This window comes from Halospina denitrificans (assembly GCF_004364635.1).
GTDB lineage: Bacteria > Pseudomonadota > Gammaproteobacteria > Pseudomonadales > Oleiphilaceae > Halospina > Halospina denitrificans.
Map to the genome: position 1 here is coordinate 413,889 of NZ_SOAX01000002.1, position 15,907 is coordinate 429,795.

Genomic DNA, 15,907 nt, shown 5'->3' on the forward strand with positions numbered 1-15,907 from the left:
TATGCCGGCCCCATTTCAAGGTGGAGCCAATACCCCTTATGACGCCAAGCCGCTCTCGCATTATACGCCGGGCCCTGGCACAGGGGCTCGTAGTGGGAATTGTGACGTTTGCGCTGATACTGGGTGTGGAAACAATCTGGGCCGGCGGGATTGTCGACCTGCGGCTCTATGTACTCGCAAGTCTGGGTGTGAGCGTGTTTGTCTTTGTAACCCTGACATGCAGCCAGCAGCATGGCGATCACCGCCACACCACCGGCCACGATCCTTCGGGTCGGGGTTACTGACGAATGCCCTCAACCGAAAGCATCAGCTCCACCTGATCAGCTTCCGGCAGATTCTCCGGAATGCCAAAATCATCAAGTGTCAGCGTGGTCGTGCCCTCGAAGCCCATGCGATAGTTCTCCCACGGATCCACACCGTGCTTGATCAGCTCCATATCCAGCTCAATCTCCTTGGTGACACCGCGCAGCGTCAGGTCACCCGTGACCGTGGCGGAATCGTCATCGTGCATTTCGACATCGGTGCTTTCAAAGGTCGCCTTGGGATACTCGCTCACATAGAGGAAGTCCTCACCACGCAGGTGCTTGTCACGTTCGGAGTGGTTGGAATCCACGCTGGCCGTATCCACCGTGACCTCCACGGAGGAGTCCTCGGGATTCTCCGCGTCATAGGTGAACTCGCCGTCAAAGTCATTGAAACGGCCATAGAGGGTGCTGAACCCCAGGTGGCTGATGCGGAACTGGATGAACTGGTGCTGGCCATCCCGGTCGAACGCATAGGTGCCGCCGTGCTCGTCGGCAAATGCCGCGCTACTGAACAGGCCGGCTCCCACCAGGGCAGTGCCGGCGATAATTCCCTGACGCAATGTTGTCATCTTCATGGTGTTCTCCTGTTGTTGTCACTGGTTTGGTGATTTGTGGAGGCGGGGTTGAGCATCCGCCGCAGAGTCCGGTCGTGATCGATAAAGTGATGCTTAAGGGCCGCCAGTGCATGCATGGCCGACAGAACAATGAGAATCCAGGCCCCCCAGTAATGGATTTGGCCCGAAAGATCTTCCAGGTTATTGACCTGGCCGGTCACCGACGGCACTTCGAACCAATCGAAGACCGAGACCCCGCGGCCGTCCGACGTTGATATGAAGTAGCCACTGACAATGATGGCGATCATCAACAGGTACAGGACCCAATGCATAAGCACTGCCATGACATGCTCAATCCGCTGATAGTTGGGCAATGGCGCCGGCGGGGGCGAGAGAAAGCGCCAGGCCAGGCGCGCAAGCAGTGCGGCGCCCAGCAGGAGCCCCAGGCTCCGGTGCCACTCGGGCAACACATTGGACAGTGGATCCGTGTATCCCAGGTCCACCATATAGAGGCCAATGGCAAAAAGACCAACAATCACGAGGGCAAAAACCCAGTGAAAGGCAATGCTGACCAACCCCCAACCGTCGTGCGTGTTACGCCAGCGCATGTCCTTTCTCCCTGCTGTTTCTCCGACCCGTACCAGAACTGTAAATCCACAGGACCGGGGATGAAACAGAAAACTTTTGCCTCAGACGTTCAGAAAAACTGAACGCGTACACAGGCTTTTGACCACAATGATAGAACCGTTGTTCCATGCTGTGACATACTAAGGGTCTGAAAACCTGCTTGGCAGCCATCCTTTTATTTCACATAAAAGCTAACAAGTGTTAGCTTGGAAGGTTGGATTCCTTGGTCAAATATGGATTACGCCGTATCAAGACAGGCGCGCCATTATTTTTTAGGGTAACGACTGTTTTCTGAATGAGAGCCACTGAATGACTGCGGAAAGCTTTGACAAATCCGACCTCATTAAATGCGGTAACGGGGAGCTGTTTGAAGGTGATATGCGGCTGCCCGTGGACCAGATGCTGATGCTCGACCGCATCACCCACATCAGCGATGAGGGAGGTGACTATGACAAGGGCCTGCTCATTGCAGAACTCGACATCGACCCCAACCTCTGGTTCTTCCAGTGCCACTTCAAGGGCGACCCGGTTATGCCCGGCTGCCTTGGTCTGGACGCACTCTGGCAGCTGACCGGCTTCTTTCTCGCCTGGGGTGGCGGCCAGGGCCGCGGGCGTGCGCTCGGCTCCGGTGAAGTGAAATTCACCGGCCAGGTGCTACCCTCCAATAAACTGGTCCGCTATCAGCTCGACATCAAGCGCGTGGTCCGGCGGGGTATTACAATGGGAATCGCGGACGGCATCGTTTCCGTTGACGAGCGCCCCATCTATCACGCCAAGGACCTGCGGGTCGGGCTATTCACATCAACAGAGAATTTCTGAACAGAGGCACAATCATGCGACGTGTTGTCATTACCGGGATGGGCATTGTTTCAAGTCTCGGCAACAATCAACAGGAAGTGACGGAATCACTGCGAGAGGGGCGCCCCGGCATTGAGTTCAGTCCGGAGGCACGCGATAACGGGCTGCGCAGCCATGTCTGCGGGACCGTCAACATTGACCCCAAGGAACTGATTGACCGCAAGCTGTACCGCTTCATGTGTCCGGCCTCGGCCTATGCCTACCTGTCCATGCAGGAAGCCATTGAGCAGTCCGGCCTGAAGGATGAGCACATCAAGGCGGACAGCACCGGCGTAATCATGGGCACTGGTGGTGCCTCCACCGTGGAACTCATGGATGCCATCGACACCCACCGGGAGAAAGGCATCCGCAGGGTTGGCCCCTACCGCGTTCCCCGCACCATGGGCAGTGCGATCAATGCCAACATCGCCACCGCGTATGGTATCCGGGGCGTCAACTACGGCATCACCTCCGCCTGCGCCACCAGTGCCCACTGCATTGGCCATGCGGCGGATCTCATTGCCATGGGGCGCCAGGACGTCATGTTCGCCGGCGGTGGCGAGGACCTTCACTGGACCCTGAGCCTGCTCTTTGATGCCATGGGCGCGCTCTCGACCAAGTACAACGACACCCCGGAGACGGCTTCCCGCACCTACGACGAAAACCGTGACGGCTTTGTAATTGCCGGTGGTGGTGGCGTTGTCGCCCTGGAGTCCCTGGAGCACGCCCAGGCGCGCGGCGCGACCATCCTGGGTGAACTGGTGGGCTTTGGTGCCACCTCGGACGGCGCCGACATGGTCGCCCCCAACGGGGAAGGCGCGGTGCGCTGCATGCAGCAGGCCCTGAAGGGGCTGGAAGAACCGCTGGGCTACATCAACACCCACGGCACCAGCACCCCCATGGGGGACATCGTCGAGCTGGATGCGATCCACAAGGTCACCGGCGACAATATGCCGCCGGTCAGCTCAACCAAGCCGTTGAGCGGCCATTCCCTGGGCGCGGCGGGCGTGCACGAGGCGATCTACACGCTGATCATGCAGCGCGAGAAGTTCATTTCGGCATCGGCGAACATCGAGAACCTGGACCCAGGTGCGGAATCCTACCCGATTGCGCGTGAACGCAAGGACAATGCGGACATGCCGCTGGTCATGAGCAACAGCTTCGGCTTTGGCGGCACCAACGCCAGCCTGGTGTTCCGCCAGCTCAAGGACTGAGGTAACCCAGGCCGGGCGTGGCGGACTCTACCCCACCACCTCGGCCTTGTTGCCGTGCTCTTCCAGCCAAGTGCGGCGATCCGCCGCCCGCTTCTTACCCAGCAGCATATCCATACGGTCATCGGTACCGTCGTCCGGACTCAGGCTGAGCTGAACCAGGCGACGGGTATCCGGGGCCATGGTCGTTTCGCGCAACTGCAGCGGGTTCATCTCACCCAGGCCCTTGAAGCGCTGGGTCTGGATCTTGCCCTTGCGGTTCTCCGCTGCCAGGCGATCCAGGATGCCCTGCTTCTCATGCTCGTCCAGGGCGTAGAAGGTTTCCTTGCCAAGGTCGATGCGATAGAGCGGCGGCATGGCCATGAACACGTGCCCCGCCTCCACCAGCGGCCGGAAATGCTTCACGAAAAGTGCGCACAGCAGCGTGGCGATGTGCATGCCATCGGAATCCGCGTCCGCCAGTATGCACACGCGGTTGTAGCGCAGCCCGGTGAGGTCCCCGGAACCCGGGTCCACACCGATGGCCACCGCTATATCGTGCACTTCCTGGGAGGCCAGGATGTCGCCGGAATCCACCTCCCAGGTGTTGAGGATCTTGCCCCGCAGCGGCATGACCGCCTGGTATTCCCGGTCCCGGGCCTGCTTGGCCGAGCCGCCGGCGGAATCCCCCTCCACCAGGAAGAGCTCGGAGCGCGCCGGATCCGTGCCGGTGCAATCCGCCAGCTTGCCCGGCAGCGCCGGCCCTGAGGCAACCTTCTTGCGGGCCACCTTGCGGGACGACTTGAGACGGCGCTGGGCATTGCCGATCACGAACTCCGCCAGCGCTTCCGCCACATCGGTATGCTGGTTCAGCCAGAGGCTGAAGGCATCCTTGACCACGCCGGAAATAAAGCTCGCCGCCTCACGGGATGACAGGCGCTCCTTGGTCTGCCCGGAAAACTGGGGCTCCTGCATCTTGAAGGAAAGCACATAGCTGCAGCGTTCCCAGATATCATCCGGGGTCAGCTTGACCCCGCGCGGCAGCAGGCTGCGGAACTCACAGAACTCACGCAGGGCCTCCAGAAGACCGGTTCGCAGCCCGTTGACGTGGGTGCCGCCCTGGGTGGTCGGGATCAGGTTGACGTAACTCTCCGCCACTACCTCGGGATCCTCGGGCAACCACTGCAGTGCCCAGGTGACCTCTTCGGTATTACCGGCAATACTGCCCGTGAAGGGTTCTGCCGGGAGGCATTCGCGGTCGGCAAGCGCGGTCTTCAGATAATCCGTCAGGCCGTCCTCGTAATACCACTCGTCCTTCTCCCCGCTTTCCTCCTGCAGGAAGGTCACGGTCAGGCCCGGGCACAGCACCGCCTTGGCCCGGAGGTTGTGGCGCAGCCGGCTGATGGAGAAGCGTGGGCTCTCAAAATAGTCCGGATTCGGCAGGAAGCTCAGGCAGGTGCCCGTGTTGCGCTTGCCCACCGTATCAATGGGGGTCAGGTCCTCAACCTTGTGGCCGTTCTCGAAACGGATTCGGTAGAGCTGGCCATTACGGCGGATCAGGACCTCAAGCTCCAGGGAGAGGGCATTCACGACCGATACGCCAACACCGTGCAGGCCACCCGAGTACTGGTAGTTCTCAGTGGAGAACTTGCCGCCGGCATGCAGGCGCCCGAGGATCAGTTCCACACCGGAAACGCCCTCCTCCTGATGCCAATCCACCGGCATGCCGCGCCCATCGTCGGTTACCGAGAGGCGACCATCCTTATGCAGGACCACATCCACGCGCTTCGCATAACCGCCCAGCGCCTCGTCAACGCTGTTATCAATGACCTCCTGGGCCAGATGGTTGGGACGGGAGGTGTCGGTGTACATGCCCGGCCGCTTGCGGACGGGGTCGAGTCCCTTCAGGACTTCAATGGAATCGGCGTTGTAGTCACTTCGCTGTGTCATGGATGGTCGATACCCGGTAGACGCATGTGGTGTGCCCGAAGGCGTCCGCTAATGTAACAGAGATTCGGGCTCTGTTCAGCGTCAATCCGGGATCCGGAGCCCGAGCGGGAAGCCATCCGCGTCCATGGAAACGACCAGTTCTCCCGCATCGACGCCGGAGGGAATGCGCAGGGCCACGCAGGGGGTGGTGATAACCTGCGCCATCATGGCACCGGGATCAGGCTCCTCTGCCTTCAGATCAATGTGCAGGCGCCCGTCGGTGAGCGCCGAGCCCTGCAGCGCGGCACTGTAGCCGGGCGTTGGTTTCTGACCCAGGTAGACCAGCAGGACCGGGTCACCCGCGTTCAGGACCGACTCACTGGCGGTGGCCATCGCTTCCGAACCGGCCGGGAAATCCGACCTGTTTTCAGCCCATACCAGTGCCGCCTCATCGCGGCCGCACTGATCCGCGCTGGCCACCATCTCAACGGCCACCCCATCGTCCGCCGTTCCCGACTGGCAGGCTGCCAGCAACAGGCTCCCCAACACGGCAACACCCCCGATAAAACGCTTCATGTCCCTACTCCATTTCATCCTGGTTCAGCCGCGGATAACCACCTACCGGCACTACGCCACCACCCTGGGAATCGAACGGACGGGTAAAGGCGGTTTCAAGTTCCACGCTCCGGCTCATGTTCCGGGTAATCTCGATGGGCCGCGGCTGCCCCGTAACCGGGAATTCCGCGCAGGCCTCGCCGGCACCACAGAAGGCCCCGTCATTATCCAGATCCGAGCCCGCAATCAGCAGGTACTCTCCCGGCTCCATCTCACTGGTGTCGAACTTGAACCGGTACTGACCATTCCGGGCTTCCACCAGGGTCTGTACGGTATTCTCGGAAACTGACCCATCGTTGGCGGCATCCACCGGGACCAGCTGAACGAAGTGGGCGCCAGCATTGCGGTCGGACTCATTGGCTTCCAGGGTGGCCGTCACCGGAATCTGGTACTCACGCGTTTCACCGTTATCCACCCTATAGCTCACATTGATCGCACTGCGGAAGAACTGGCCCTCATCCATCTCCTCTGTATCCAGCGATACCCGGAAGTTGCGCTCACCGTCCGCAGGCTCGACGACCAGCCAGGGCTGCTTTCCATTAGTAACCGTTACCTCATTGAAAGTGGCGGAGTCGTTACCCACCGCATCCAAGGACAGATCAACCGTCTGCCGGTCGTCGTCAAGACGCAGCCGCTCCAGGCTCGGCGCCAGTGCTGCAAAACCGGACAGATCCTCCGTGACCGAAGCGTTCGCATCAATAATGCCCCGCCCCAGCTCCTGGTCAAAAGTACCGGCATCATTGTTCTGGGTCAGCCTGCCTTCACGCAGCAAGGCCCGGATAATCGGCATTTCAACACCGGGATTCACCTCGCGCATCAGGCCAAGCACACCTGCGACATGGGGTGCCGCCATAGAAGTACCTTCCAGGCCACCAACCGGCGGATCACCGGAAGGGAAAGAGCTGAATACAGAATCGTCAGCCTCACCATTACTGTCGCAAGCTCTTGCATTACCCCCGCCCGGAGCGACCAAGTCCAACCAGTTTCCGAAATTGGAAAAGCTGGAGCGATTGCCCTCGCAGTCCACGGCACCGACCGCAAGAACGGAGGGGAAGGCCGCCGGAAAGAATTGCCGATCGTCGCCCGCATTTCCAGATGCAGCCACCACGAGAATGCCAGCCGCTGTCGCTTCCGCCAGCACATCGCCAAGCGTTGGGTTCTGTGTCTGACTGCCAAGACTGAGATTGATCACATCCGCATGAGGATTGCCATTATTGATGACCCAGCGGACGCCTTCGATAACGTCAGCAACGGTCCCCTCATCACCCCCAAGTACACGAACAGGAACCAGCTTTGCGTCATGCGCCACCCCGGTTACGTCTCCGTCGTCTGTTGCGGCTGCCGCCGCAAGTCCGGAGACGTGGGTCCCATGGGAGCCATCCTCATCAATCGGGAGAGAGCCGTCCACGGCGTCAAAACACCCGCCCGGTTCACCACAGTTGATGTTCGGGGCCAGATCGGGATGCCAGTCGCCATCCATCCAGGCCACCCCGGTATCCAGGACTGCAATCCGAGTATTGGTTCCTGCCGCCTTGCTCCACGCCCCTGAGTCCCCTGTCGTGTTGATCAGATTGTAGTGCCACGCCTGGAGTCCAAACTGATCCTGGCACTCGGGATGGTCCGGCTCTGCTGTTGCACAGTCAATCGTGGACTGGGTTGCACGAACCCTGTGATTGGGAACTGCTGACGCAACACCCGGGGTGTCATTGAGCTCCCGGATCCACTCCAGCGTTTGCGCCTTGCGCCTCGAATTGCTCGCACCCGCCGGCAGAATGGCCTCTCGCTCTATTGGCATAGTGACCTGAAACTGGTTACCTCCAAGCCCCTTCTGACTTGCAACCTGGTCTGCGAGCTCAACCGACCCGCTGGCCTGTGCCCGAATCGCCCCACCCGATTCCACTGCTTCCCTGGTGATTATGGCTTCGCCAGGCTCGAAATCTGCAGATGCCTGCCCAAGGGTCTCATTCCCGCTGAGTGAGGTTGATCGAAGTACGTAACGGGCGGGACCTCCATCGGTCGTTCTAATAACGAGATCATGCTCCCCGTTCTGTGGAGCCTGCACCGATTTATTCAGCTCCCTGTCTTCGGCACTGGACACCTTATTTGCCTCATTACCTACAGGCGTGAGTGTCAACTTGGTTTGGGGAGCATCCTCAGTTTCGAATTCGCCTGATGAGTCGGCAAGGGCGGGAAAGAAATTCACCGAGACACGCTGGCCTTCTGAAAGCTGCAGGCGCAATGTGTCCCGGTCATCTTTTGGGTAGTCGAGTTCGGCATCGTAGGACCCGGAATACGCACTGACGTAGCCCCCGGCAATGACATTACCCGGAAAGGGGGCACTGGGATTCTGGACACCCTCGATCGGACTGCTCAGGGAGCTGTCCAGCCCTCCAATCTCCAGATCAAGAGCGGTATCCCTATCAACGCGCGTTCCAGAGCTTATCTCGATGGTGCCGCTGAGTGTTCCGGGCTGATTATCCATAAACCCGTCACCATCCCCGCCACAGCCGGTCAATGACATACCCAGAACCAGAGGCAGCGAGAGACGCGCTGTTAAGTGTCCTTGTGAAAACCGCGATCGCGACCCAATCACGTACAGCTCCATTCAACTCTGTCCATCAAGTCTGGCACGCACATCATGATGCCGGAAGGAAACGCGGCACAGAATGCCGCGATTCCACAATGTTTTACCTTGTCACAGATTACTTACCGTAAAACAGGAGCGGCACCAATGCCACCAGAGCCAGCGTCAGCGACATCACCATCAACGGCAGCAGCAGACGCTGGAACCGTCGATAGAAATTGGGCGCCTCGGGTTCCGGTACGAACGCTTCGCGAACGCCGACCACCTGCCGCGTGAGAAGATGGTTCAGCGCCACTGGCGGCGTGAGGTATCCAAGTTCAAAGGCAACAATGGTCATGACCCAGAAGTGGAGCGGATCCACGCCCAGGCCGATGGCCGGCTGGGCAATGGTGGCGGAGACCAGAACCACGGCCGCAAAGGGATCCATGAACATGCCGATGATGGTCAGCATCACCATGAGCGCCAGCACCACCAGAAGGACCGAGTCCGCCTGCGCCGGGAAGAGGCCAGCGATGATATCGGAGCGCTCCAGCACGCCTCCGACCGTCATCGACAGCCCGATAAGCGTGAGCAACGCCCCCACGTGGACCGCCGATTCGCCGGCGCCCACTGCCACCCGTCTGGCAGTGCCCAGGGTCCTGCTGCCCTCCCCCGAATGATCGAGCCAGACCAGCGCCATCATGATGATCGGCAGCATGGTCGGGGCACTGAACTCATTGAATTCCATACCCAGAACCAGCCAGAAGGCAAAAACCACAACCGCCACCAGCGCCACATCAGGAATCAGTGGTTTGAGAGCGCGCAGCGATGTCTTCATGGCATAACGCTTGTTCACCACCCGGGGTTTCCATTCCTTCTCGCTGCTGCACACCATGAAGGTGAAGATGCAGGCCGAGAGCACAAAGACCCAGAAGCCCCATCCGAAGAGTTCGGTGGTGGTCACTTCCCGGTTCAGGGCCGCGACAACCACGATCAGCAGACAGGGATTGAGCACCACGCCGAGACTCCCGGACATGGCGGTTGTCGCCAATGACAGTTGACGCCCGGCACCGGCACGCCGCAGCTCATCGTAGATGGTGCCACCAACAGCGAGGATGAAGATCCCGGACGCCCCGGTGAATGCGGTGGGGAAGGCCGTCGCGAATATGACCAGGGACGCCAGTGCCGCCGGCGGCAACTGCCAGGGATGGATGACAGCCAGCAGACGCTGAGGGATCGACGTCTGCTTGAGCATCATGCCCACGAAAACATAGAGCCCGATATTGACGAACAGCGAGGCATGCTTGGTGAGCTGATTGAAATAGACTCCCAACCCGGCCGTATCCCAACTGCCATCATGGGCAAAGTACACATAGCCCGCCAGCCCCATCCAGCAGTAGAGAGGCAGAACCAGAGGTGACCCCAGGCGTAAACGTCCCTTCGGAAGGTAGTCCGGCATCCTGAACATGCGCCAGAGATTGATGACCGCCAATACACCGAACATCAGCGTCCAGGCGTGCTGAACCTCCTGCAGTCTCTGGGTATCCGGGGTCGACTCCAGGTCGCCCAGGTAGTTCCTCAGGGACAGGACCATCAGCAGATTCACCACCAGCTGCCCGCCCTGGGCGAGCGCCCAGTCCGGGCGGTTCATGGGGGGCACAATGCTGATGTGGTGGTTGCTGAAGGCAGCAGTCGCCGCGCCAAACCCAAGGAGCAGGATAAACAGATAGGTTGACAGGGAACGGTTATCCGTCAGCCATTCGGACATACCCCGTTCGACCGCCTTGTAGGCAATGAGAACAGGGGTAATGCGCTCCTGCATGGCCTCGAATTTCTCGTGGCGCTCCTCGCACCGCTCCAGGTTGCGTTTGATGGAGTCCCTGATCGCCTTCTCATTCGGCGCATCACCACCACTGATCCCGAAAGGGTCATCCTCTTTTTCGGCGATCTCTTCCTGGACGCGCTTATCCAGATCGATGTCGGTTTCGCAGCTCGGCGCACTGGCGTGGGGATTCAGCGAGTAGTAGCCGGGCCAGATCTGCTCCCCCATCGACAGCAGCCGGGTGTGCATGGAGCCTCCAAGCCCCATGAGCAGCAATGCCAGCAGCAGCAGGAGTACAATACTTCCATGCAACCGACGTGCATGGTTGGGGGAGCGTGCGCTCCCCCAGGACGAGGGCGACTGTTCCACCATTACAACCTCAGGCTATGGATTCCGGACTTATTCGCGATCTGATGCCGTACACTCGGACGCATCCGGGTTCAGCTTGCAACGCACCTTGCGCAGCAGAGTCAGCATCTCGCCATGGTAGACCTGCTTCACCTTGTCGCCGTCCTCATCCTCGCCATCACGCAGTTCAATCCGGTTCTGGCGGAACATTTCCTGATAATCCTCGATGTCGGAATCCGGGATATCGACCCATGCCTGGTCAGGAATATCCTCTTCGTATTCCTGAATCACGGAGAGAGCACTGTCAAAATGGTCCAGGGCAACATTGCGTGACTGCTGGGCTTTCTTGTCACTCAGAACGTCATCACGAACAATGACTTGCAGGGTGAGCTGACCCAGGGGGTAGTCGACAATCCCGCCCTCGTCGCCAATGCCGCGATAGAGCTCCAGCGCCTCATAGGCCCAGCCCGGCGCATAGGCCGCATCCACGGAACGGTTGTTGAACTTGCCACCGAAATCGGTGATCTCGGAAGGCTCAACACTGGCATTAACGTAGTTCACCATGTGCACCGCATCCGGATGGTGGTCGAGCGTTGCAATGCGCTTGCCGGCCAGCTTTTCCACGGTGTTGATATCACGATCGGTCACGAAGAGGTAAGCGGCACCGAGTGGGAAGATACCGGCCACCTCATAGTTACCTTCCTCCATGTAATCACTCGCCTTGGGCTGGGCGATTGCCGTGAGCGCTGTTTCAAGCGCGTCATAGGAGGGGATGGCCCCTACTGCACTCAGTGTCCCGGTAAATTCATTGTAGCGACGGATACGCAGGTCCGTTGCCGCCAGGGCATCACACTTGCCAGCAGCGAAGTCGGACATGGCAACGCCTTCATCGGTGTAGGGCTCCAGGTTGTACTCCACCCCCTTGTCGCGCATATCCAGCGCGTAATCCTCCACCAGTGCGAACTGGTCGCCACTGGAGCCGATGAGGTCAAACACGCACATATCAATTGCGTCATCCTGTGCCTGGGCCAACGGCGCCATTGCCAGAAGTAGTGATGCACTCAGTGAACGAAATCGCATGAATGGCTCCTGTTCCTGTTTTTGTAGGGCTCTTGGATTGAGGCCTCCTCAGAGGAGGCCTTCCGTATCAACATCGTCTTTACTGTCAGTCTCTTTTCCGGTCTTTCCGAACTGATCCCTTGGCGTGCGGTAGCCGTATTTCTCGGTCCAGATACGGTCCGAGACCGCCCACGCGATGCGCATTCCCACGAGGTCCGGGAGACTGTATTCAGGGTTGACCTGGAATTCGTCCCGGGTCCGTTCCAGGTAGGCCAGGGAGTCCGCAATCACCTTGTCCTTGCCGACGTTTTCCGCCATCAACAGCTCCAGCGCGGCCGAGGTGCGAAGCCCACGTTCGAAACCGAGTTCACGACTGTTCTTGAGGGTTGCCCATGGGTCCACGTCCTTGTTCGGGCGGAGGTCGGGGAGCAGTACCCAGATGCTGGCCTGCAGTGCCTTGGGCAGTCCGGCCCATTTCTCGTTGTCCACGCAGTCAGCGGAGCGCTCCACCTCGGCGGCAATACTCCTTGGAACCTCGGCCCGGCCCCGGGCCTTGCCGTTGTCAATAACAGCCTGGGCACCGGCGGCGAGGCCAAGCAGGAAGGTAATCTCGTCCTGGTCGGTATAGAAGTCGGGGCATTCAGCACCCGGAACAGGATCGTAGCTGAACCCGCGCAGCATCCGTTGATAGGCTTCAACACGACGGTTGGCAGTGATGCCGTAGAGGCGCTGCATGTTCTCGCGCGCGTCCCGCATATTGCCGGTATTGCCGTTGTAATCGGCCCGCAGGTAACGCAGCTCTTCCTCAACCGCGCGCTGTTCCATGCAGATGCCGGAAAGAATCTGCAGCAGCGTACCGGTCTTCTCCGGTGCCATGGTTACGCGTGAAAACGAATAGAGAAGCGGGTCCACCGACTCCCCCAGCGAGCAGGCCATCTCGATATCCGTCATGGCCAGCACATAGGGCGTGTTTTCCTTCTGGGCGTAACCGGTCATGACGTCACCGGTGATCTTGTGAAGCGGGTTGACCGAACACCCGGCCAGCGTCACTACCAGGGCCATTACCCCGAGAACGCGAACCAGAGGCATGCTCTTATTGGTCTTGTTATGCATCTGTAAAACTCCTTTTTGGATCCACGGCCATCCGATTCAGGCGCTATCGCCATCACGCGACCGAGACAATACTTGAGTTGTTCGACAGCTTGAATTGCGTCAACAGTTCCTGGGTCACAATGTGACATTTCTCAATGGATGAATATGAAACGGCAGTCTGAAGGACGATGCAACCGGAAGGGATGGCCGAAGTGGCAAAATGTGATGTCACCACAGCGAGTGGCACCAAAAGGGAAATGCGGTAGCACCAAGGGCTGTTTAAAGCTTAAGCATTGCCATGGCTTGGCGGGCCAGCTCGGGAACGGTCATGGAGCCCTCTGGCCGGTACCAGGTGATTGTCCAGCTCAGGGCGCCGGTCAGAAAACGGCGCAGCACGAAAGGATCCGCCTGGATCAGTCCTTCCTGGCGCGCCTGCTTCAGCACCTCAAGCCACAGGCCCTCATAGGTCTCACGCAGCGCGAGAATGGAGCGCTGACTTTCCTCGGAAAGGCTTCGCCACTCGTAGACGAGGACGGTCATGGCCTCCCCGGTCTCCCCGTTAATGGATTCCAGTTCACACAGGATCAGCGCCTCAACGGCATCACGAGTGGAAGAGGCTCCCTTGAGGCGGGCCCGCATGCGCTCTGTATTCACCAGGATGGCCTCGGTCATCACCGCCTTGAGTATGTCTTCCTTGGTACGGAAATGATGGAAGATACTGCCGGACTGGATCCCCACGGCTGCCGCCAGGTCACGCACAGTGGTGCGCTCATACCCTTTCTCGCGAAACAGATGGGCGGCCTGTTTGAGAAGACGCCCGCGGGCACTGTTCGGGTCGGTAAAGCTCTGTGAGGGACCAGCCTGGGCAGTAGGCAAGCGAATGCTCCTTTACGGATTCGGGACAACGGCCATGATTCTAGCAGTTTCAGCATAGCACGCTTTACAAACCAAGCGCTTGCTAGGTACATTTCTTCCAACAGGCTTTGAACCCTAAAAGGACACACCCATGACAAGCCGCCAGTCCCTGCGCATCGGCTGCGCCGCCGCCTTCTGGGGCGACACCCAGACCGCCGCGCGCCAGCTCGTGGAAAAAGGCAACCTCGACTACCTCGTCTTCGACTACCTGGCCGAGATCACCATGTCCATCATGGCCGGCCAGAAGATGAAGGATCCGGGACAGGGCTATGCCCGGGATTTCGTGGATACCGTCATGGCGCCACTGCTCGGCGAGATCAGCAAGCAGGGCCTCAAGGTCATCAGCAACGCCGGCGGCGTTAACCCCGTCGCCTGCCGCGACGCCCTCCAGGCCCTGGTGGATGCACAGGGGCTGGACCTGAAGATCGGGATGGTCCTGGGCGACGACCTGATGCCACAGAAGAACCAGCTTTCAAAGGCCGGCATCACCGAGATCGACACAGACGCTCCCCTGCCCGGCATGATGGTCAGCCTCAATGCCTATCTGGGCGCACCCGGTATTGTCAGTGCACTGGAGCAGGGAGCCGATATTGTCGTCACCGGTCGGGTTGCCGACAGCGCCGTCGTCCTGGCCCCGCTGATGCACGAATTCGGCTGGGCCGCGGATGACTACGACCGCCTTGCCCAGGGCAGCCTGGCTGGCCACCTCATCGAATGCGGCGCCCATGCCACCGGCGGCAACTTCACCGACTGGGAAAGCGTCATGGATGGTTTCGACAACATGGGCTTCCCCATTGTGGAGGTTGAGCCGAGCGGCGATTTCATCATCACCAAGCCACCCGAGACAGGCGGTGCCGTTAACTTCGGCACCGTGGCGGAACAGCTCGTCTACGAGATCGACGACCCGCACGCCTACCACCTGCCGGACGTTGCCTGCGACTTCAGCCAGGTCCGCCTCGAAGAAACCGGCCCGGACCAGGTCCAAGTCACCGGCGCCCGGGGCCTTCCGCCGACCGACACGTACAAAGTCGCCGGCACCTGGCCGGACGGCCACAAGTGCACCGTCACCTTCCTGCTGGCGGGCATGGACGCCGCGCGCAAGGCCGACGCCGTCGCCAACGCCATACTGCGAAAGTCCGAGCGAGTCATCCAGGAATACGGCCATGCGCCCTACAGCGACACCAGCGTGGAGCTTCTCGGCACCGAAACCACCTACGGCCCCCAGGGCCGCCACGCCGATACCCGGGAAGTCGTCATCAAGATCAGCGCGACCCACCCGGACAAGAAAGCCCTGGTCATCTTCTCCCGCGAGATCGCCCAGGCCGGCACCGGCATGGCCCCGGGTCTGACCGGCATCGTCGGCGGCCGCCCCACGGTCTGGCCCAAGATCCGGCTGTATTCGTGCCTGGTACCGAAAGACATGGTTTCCGTCTCTGTGGATATGAACGGTGAGAAAAAAGAGGTCGATGTGCCCACGGAGGGCGGTTTCAACACGGGCGAAACATCAAAAGACGCACCGATCCCCGGGGCTGAGGGCAAGGCGGATACCGAAGTGCGTCTGGTGGATCTGGCCTGGGGGCGCAGTGGGGACAAGGGCGATCACTGCAACATCGGTGTGGTTGCCCGGCGCGAGGACTACCTGCCCTGGATTGCGGCGGCGCTGAAGCCGGAGCGCGTAGCTGAATGGATGGGACACACGCTGGATCCCGAGAAAGGCGAAGTACTGCGGTGGCATATGCCAGGGATCCATGGATTGAATTTTCTGCTGAAGCACAGCCTTGGTGGCGGCGGCGTTGCCAGTCTGCGGATTGATCCGCAGGGGAAGGCGTTTGCCCAACAGTTGCTGGAAATTCCTGTTCCGGTGCCTTCGGGGTTGGTGCGTTGAGCCTTTTGGATTGTGAGCTTTGAGGGGGCGCCGCAGTGGGGAGTGCTTTCAGGGACCGCTGTGAACCCATCCCTGGGCGCTGGCGCGGCGGCTTCCTGCCGCCGAGCCTCCCTGAAAGCACTCCCCACTGCGGCGCTGCAAGCTCAACGGTAACGCAACCGAGGTA

General features: G+C 60.1%; 13 protein-coding genes. 4 read left to right on the forward strand and 9 right to left on the reverse strand.

What is annotated here, in order from left to right; genetic code table 11:
* The first annotated feature begins 38 nt into the window (after window positions 1-38).
* The gene (locus tag DES49_RS05575) at window positions 39-284 is read left to right on the forward strand and encodes a hypothetical protein (RefSeq protein WP_133735392.1); all 246 of its coding nucleotides are present in this window, start codon (window positions 39-41) and stop codon (window positions 282-284) included.
* On the opposite strand, the gene DES49_RS05580 is transcribed toward DES49_RS05575, so the two are convergent.
* Together DES49_RS05580 and DES49_RS05585 are read right to left on the reverse strand one after the other, a co-directional pair.
* A complete protein-coding gene (locus tag DES49_RS05580; RefSeq protein ID WP_424955219.1) occupies window positions 278-880 on the reverse strand; it encodes a YceI family protein in 603 nt (200 codons plus the stop codon). The two genes, DES49_RS05575 and DES49_RS05580, sit on opposite strands and share 7 nt — an antisense overlap.
* Entirely contained in the window at window positions 877-1,467 is a 591-nt protein-coding gene (locus DES49_RS05585) for a cytochrome b (protein WP_133735393.1), read from the reverse strand. The genes DES49_RS05580 and DES49_RS05585 overlap by 4 nt, the downstream gene beginning before the upstream one ends.
* Window positions 1,468-1,795: 328 nt before the next feature.
* On the opposite strand from DES49_RS05585, the gene fabA reads away from it, so the two are divergent.
* Together fabA and fabB are read left to right on the forward strand one after the other, a co-directional pair.
* Window positions 1,796-2,305: a bifunctional 3-hydroxydecanoyl-ACP dehydratase/trans-2-decenoyl-ACP isomerase gene (gene fabA, locus DES49_RS05590; RefSeq protein ID WP_133735394.1), complete on the forward strand. Its 510-nt coding sequence runs from the start codon at window positions 1,796-1,798 to the stop codon at window positions 2,303-2,305.
* Window positions 2,306-2,319: 14 nt separating this feature from the next.
* Window positions 2,320-3,537, forward strand: a complete 1,218-nt coding sequence (fabB, locus tag DES49_RS05595; protein WP_133735395.1) for a beta-ketoacyl-ACP synthase I — start codon at window positions 2,320-2,322, stop codon at window positions 3,535-3,537.
* 27 nt (window positions 3,538-3,564) lie between these two features.
* Here the strand turns inward: fabB and parE are convergent, their stop codons facing one another.
* The 7 genes from parE to DES49_RS05630 form a co-directional block, all read right to left on the reverse strand.
* Entirely contained in the window at window positions 3,565-5,463 is a 1,899-nt protein-coding gene (gene parE, locus DES49_RS05600) for a DNA topoisomerase IV subunit B (protein ID WP_133735396.1), read from the reverse strand.
* Between the two features lie 81 nt (window positions 5,464-5,544).
* Window positions 5,545-6,018, reverse strand: coding sequence for a protease complex subunit PrcB family protein (locus DES49_RS05605; protein WP_166645999.1), 474 nt, complete (start codon window positions 6,016-6,018; stop codon window positions 5,545-5,547).
* Window positions 6,019-6,022: 4 nt separating this feature from the next.
* The gene (locus tag DES49_RS05610; RefSeq protein ID WP_166646000.1) at window positions 6,023-8,539 is read right to left on the reverse strand and encodes a S8 family peptidase; all 2,517 of its coding nucleotides are present in this window, start codon (window positions 8,537-8,539) and stop codon (window positions 6,023-6,025) included.
* 220 nt (window positions 8,540-8,759) lie between these two features.
* The gene (locus tag DES49_RS05615) at window positions 8,760-10,814 is read right to left on the reverse strand and encodes a TRAP transporter large permease subunit (RefSeq protein ID WP_133735399.1); all 2,055 of its coding nucleotides are present in this window, start codon (window positions 10,812-10,814) and stop codon (window positions 8,760-8,762) included.
* 27 nt (window positions 10,815-10,841) lie between these two features.
* The gene (locus DES49_RS05620; protein WP_133735400.1) at window positions 10,842-11,870 is read right to left on the reverse strand and encodes a putative solute-binding protein; all 1,029 of its coding nucleotides are present in this window, start codon (window positions 11,868-11,870) and stop codon (window positions 10,842-10,844) included.
* A gap of 48 nt (window positions 11,871-11,918) precedes the next feature.
* Window positions 11,919-12,962, reverse strand: coding sequence for a hypothetical protein (locus DES49_RS05625; protein ID WP_133735401.1), 1,044 nt, complete (start codon window positions 12,960-12,962; stop codon window positions 11,919-11,921).
* Window positions 12,963-13,220: 258 nt separating this feature from the next.
* Complete coding sequence (locus DES49_RS05630; protein ID WP_133735402.1) at window positions 13,221-13,817, reverse strand: TetR/AcrR family transcriptional regulator; 597 nt, start codon at window positions 13,815-13,817, stop codon at window positions 13,221-13,223.
* A gap of 130 nt (window positions 13,818-13,947) precedes the next feature.
* On the opposite strand from DES49_RS05630, the gene DES49_RS05635 reads away from it, so the two are divergent.
* Window positions 13,948-15,741: an acyclic terpene utilization AtuA family protein gene (locus tag DES49_RS05635; RefSeq protein ID WP_133735403.1), complete on the forward strand. Its 1,794-nt coding sequence runs from the start codon at window positions 13,948-13,950 to the stop codon at window positions 15,739-15,741.
* Window positions 15,742-15,907 lie beyond the last annotated feature (166 nt).

Excerpts from the sequence above, each read along its gene's own strand:
- DES49_RS05575 (WP_133735392.1), top strand. The coding sequence starts at position 39 with ATGACGCCAAGCCGCTCTCGCATTATACGCCGGGCCCTGGCACAGGGG.
- DES49_RS05580 (WP_424955219.1), bottom strand. The coding sequence starts at position 880 with ATGAAGATGACAACATTGCGTCAGGGAATTATCGCCGGCACTGCCCTG.
- DES49_RS05585 (WP_133735393.1), bottom strand. The coding sequence starts at position 1,467 with ATGCGCTGGCGTAACACGCACGACGGTTGGGGGTTGGTCAGCATTGCC.
- fabA (WP_133735394.1), top strand. The coding sequence starts at position 1,796 with ATGACTGCGGAAAGCTTTGACAAATCCGACCTCATTAAATGCGGTAAC.
- fabB (WP_133735395.1), top strand. The coding sequence starts at position 2,320 with ATGCGACGTGTTGTCATTACCGGGATGGGCATTGTTTCAAGTCTCGGC.
- parE (WP_133735396.1), bottom strand. The coding sequence starts at position 5,463 with ATGACACAGCGAAGTGACTACAACGCCGATTCCATTGAAGTCCTGAAG.
- DES49_RS05605 (WP_166645999.1), bottom strand. The coding sequence starts at position 6,018 with ATGAAGCGTTTTATCGGGGGTGTTGCCGTGTTGGGGAGCCTGTTGCTG.
- DES49_RS05610 (WP_166646000.1), bottom strand. The coding sequence starts at position 8,539 with ATGGATAATCAGCCCGGAACACTCAGCGGCACCATCGAGATAAGCTCT.
- DES49_RS05615 (WP_133735399.1), bottom strand. The coding sequence starts at position 10,814 with ATGGTGGAACAGTCGCCCTCGTCCTGGGGGAGCGCACGCTCCCCCAAC.
- DES49_RS05620 (WP_133735400.1), bottom strand. The coding sequence starts at position 11,870 with ATGCGATTTCGTTCACTGAGTGCATCACTACTTCTGGCAATGGCGCCG.
- DES49_RS05625 (WP_133735401.1), bottom strand. The coding sequence starts at position 12,962 with ATGCATAACAAGACCAATAAGAGCATGCCTCTGGTTCGCGTTCTCGGG.
- DES49_RS05635 (WP_133735403.1), top strand. The coding sequence starts at position 13,948 with ATGACAAGCCGCCAGTCCCTGCGCATCGGCTGCGCCGCCGCCTTCTGG.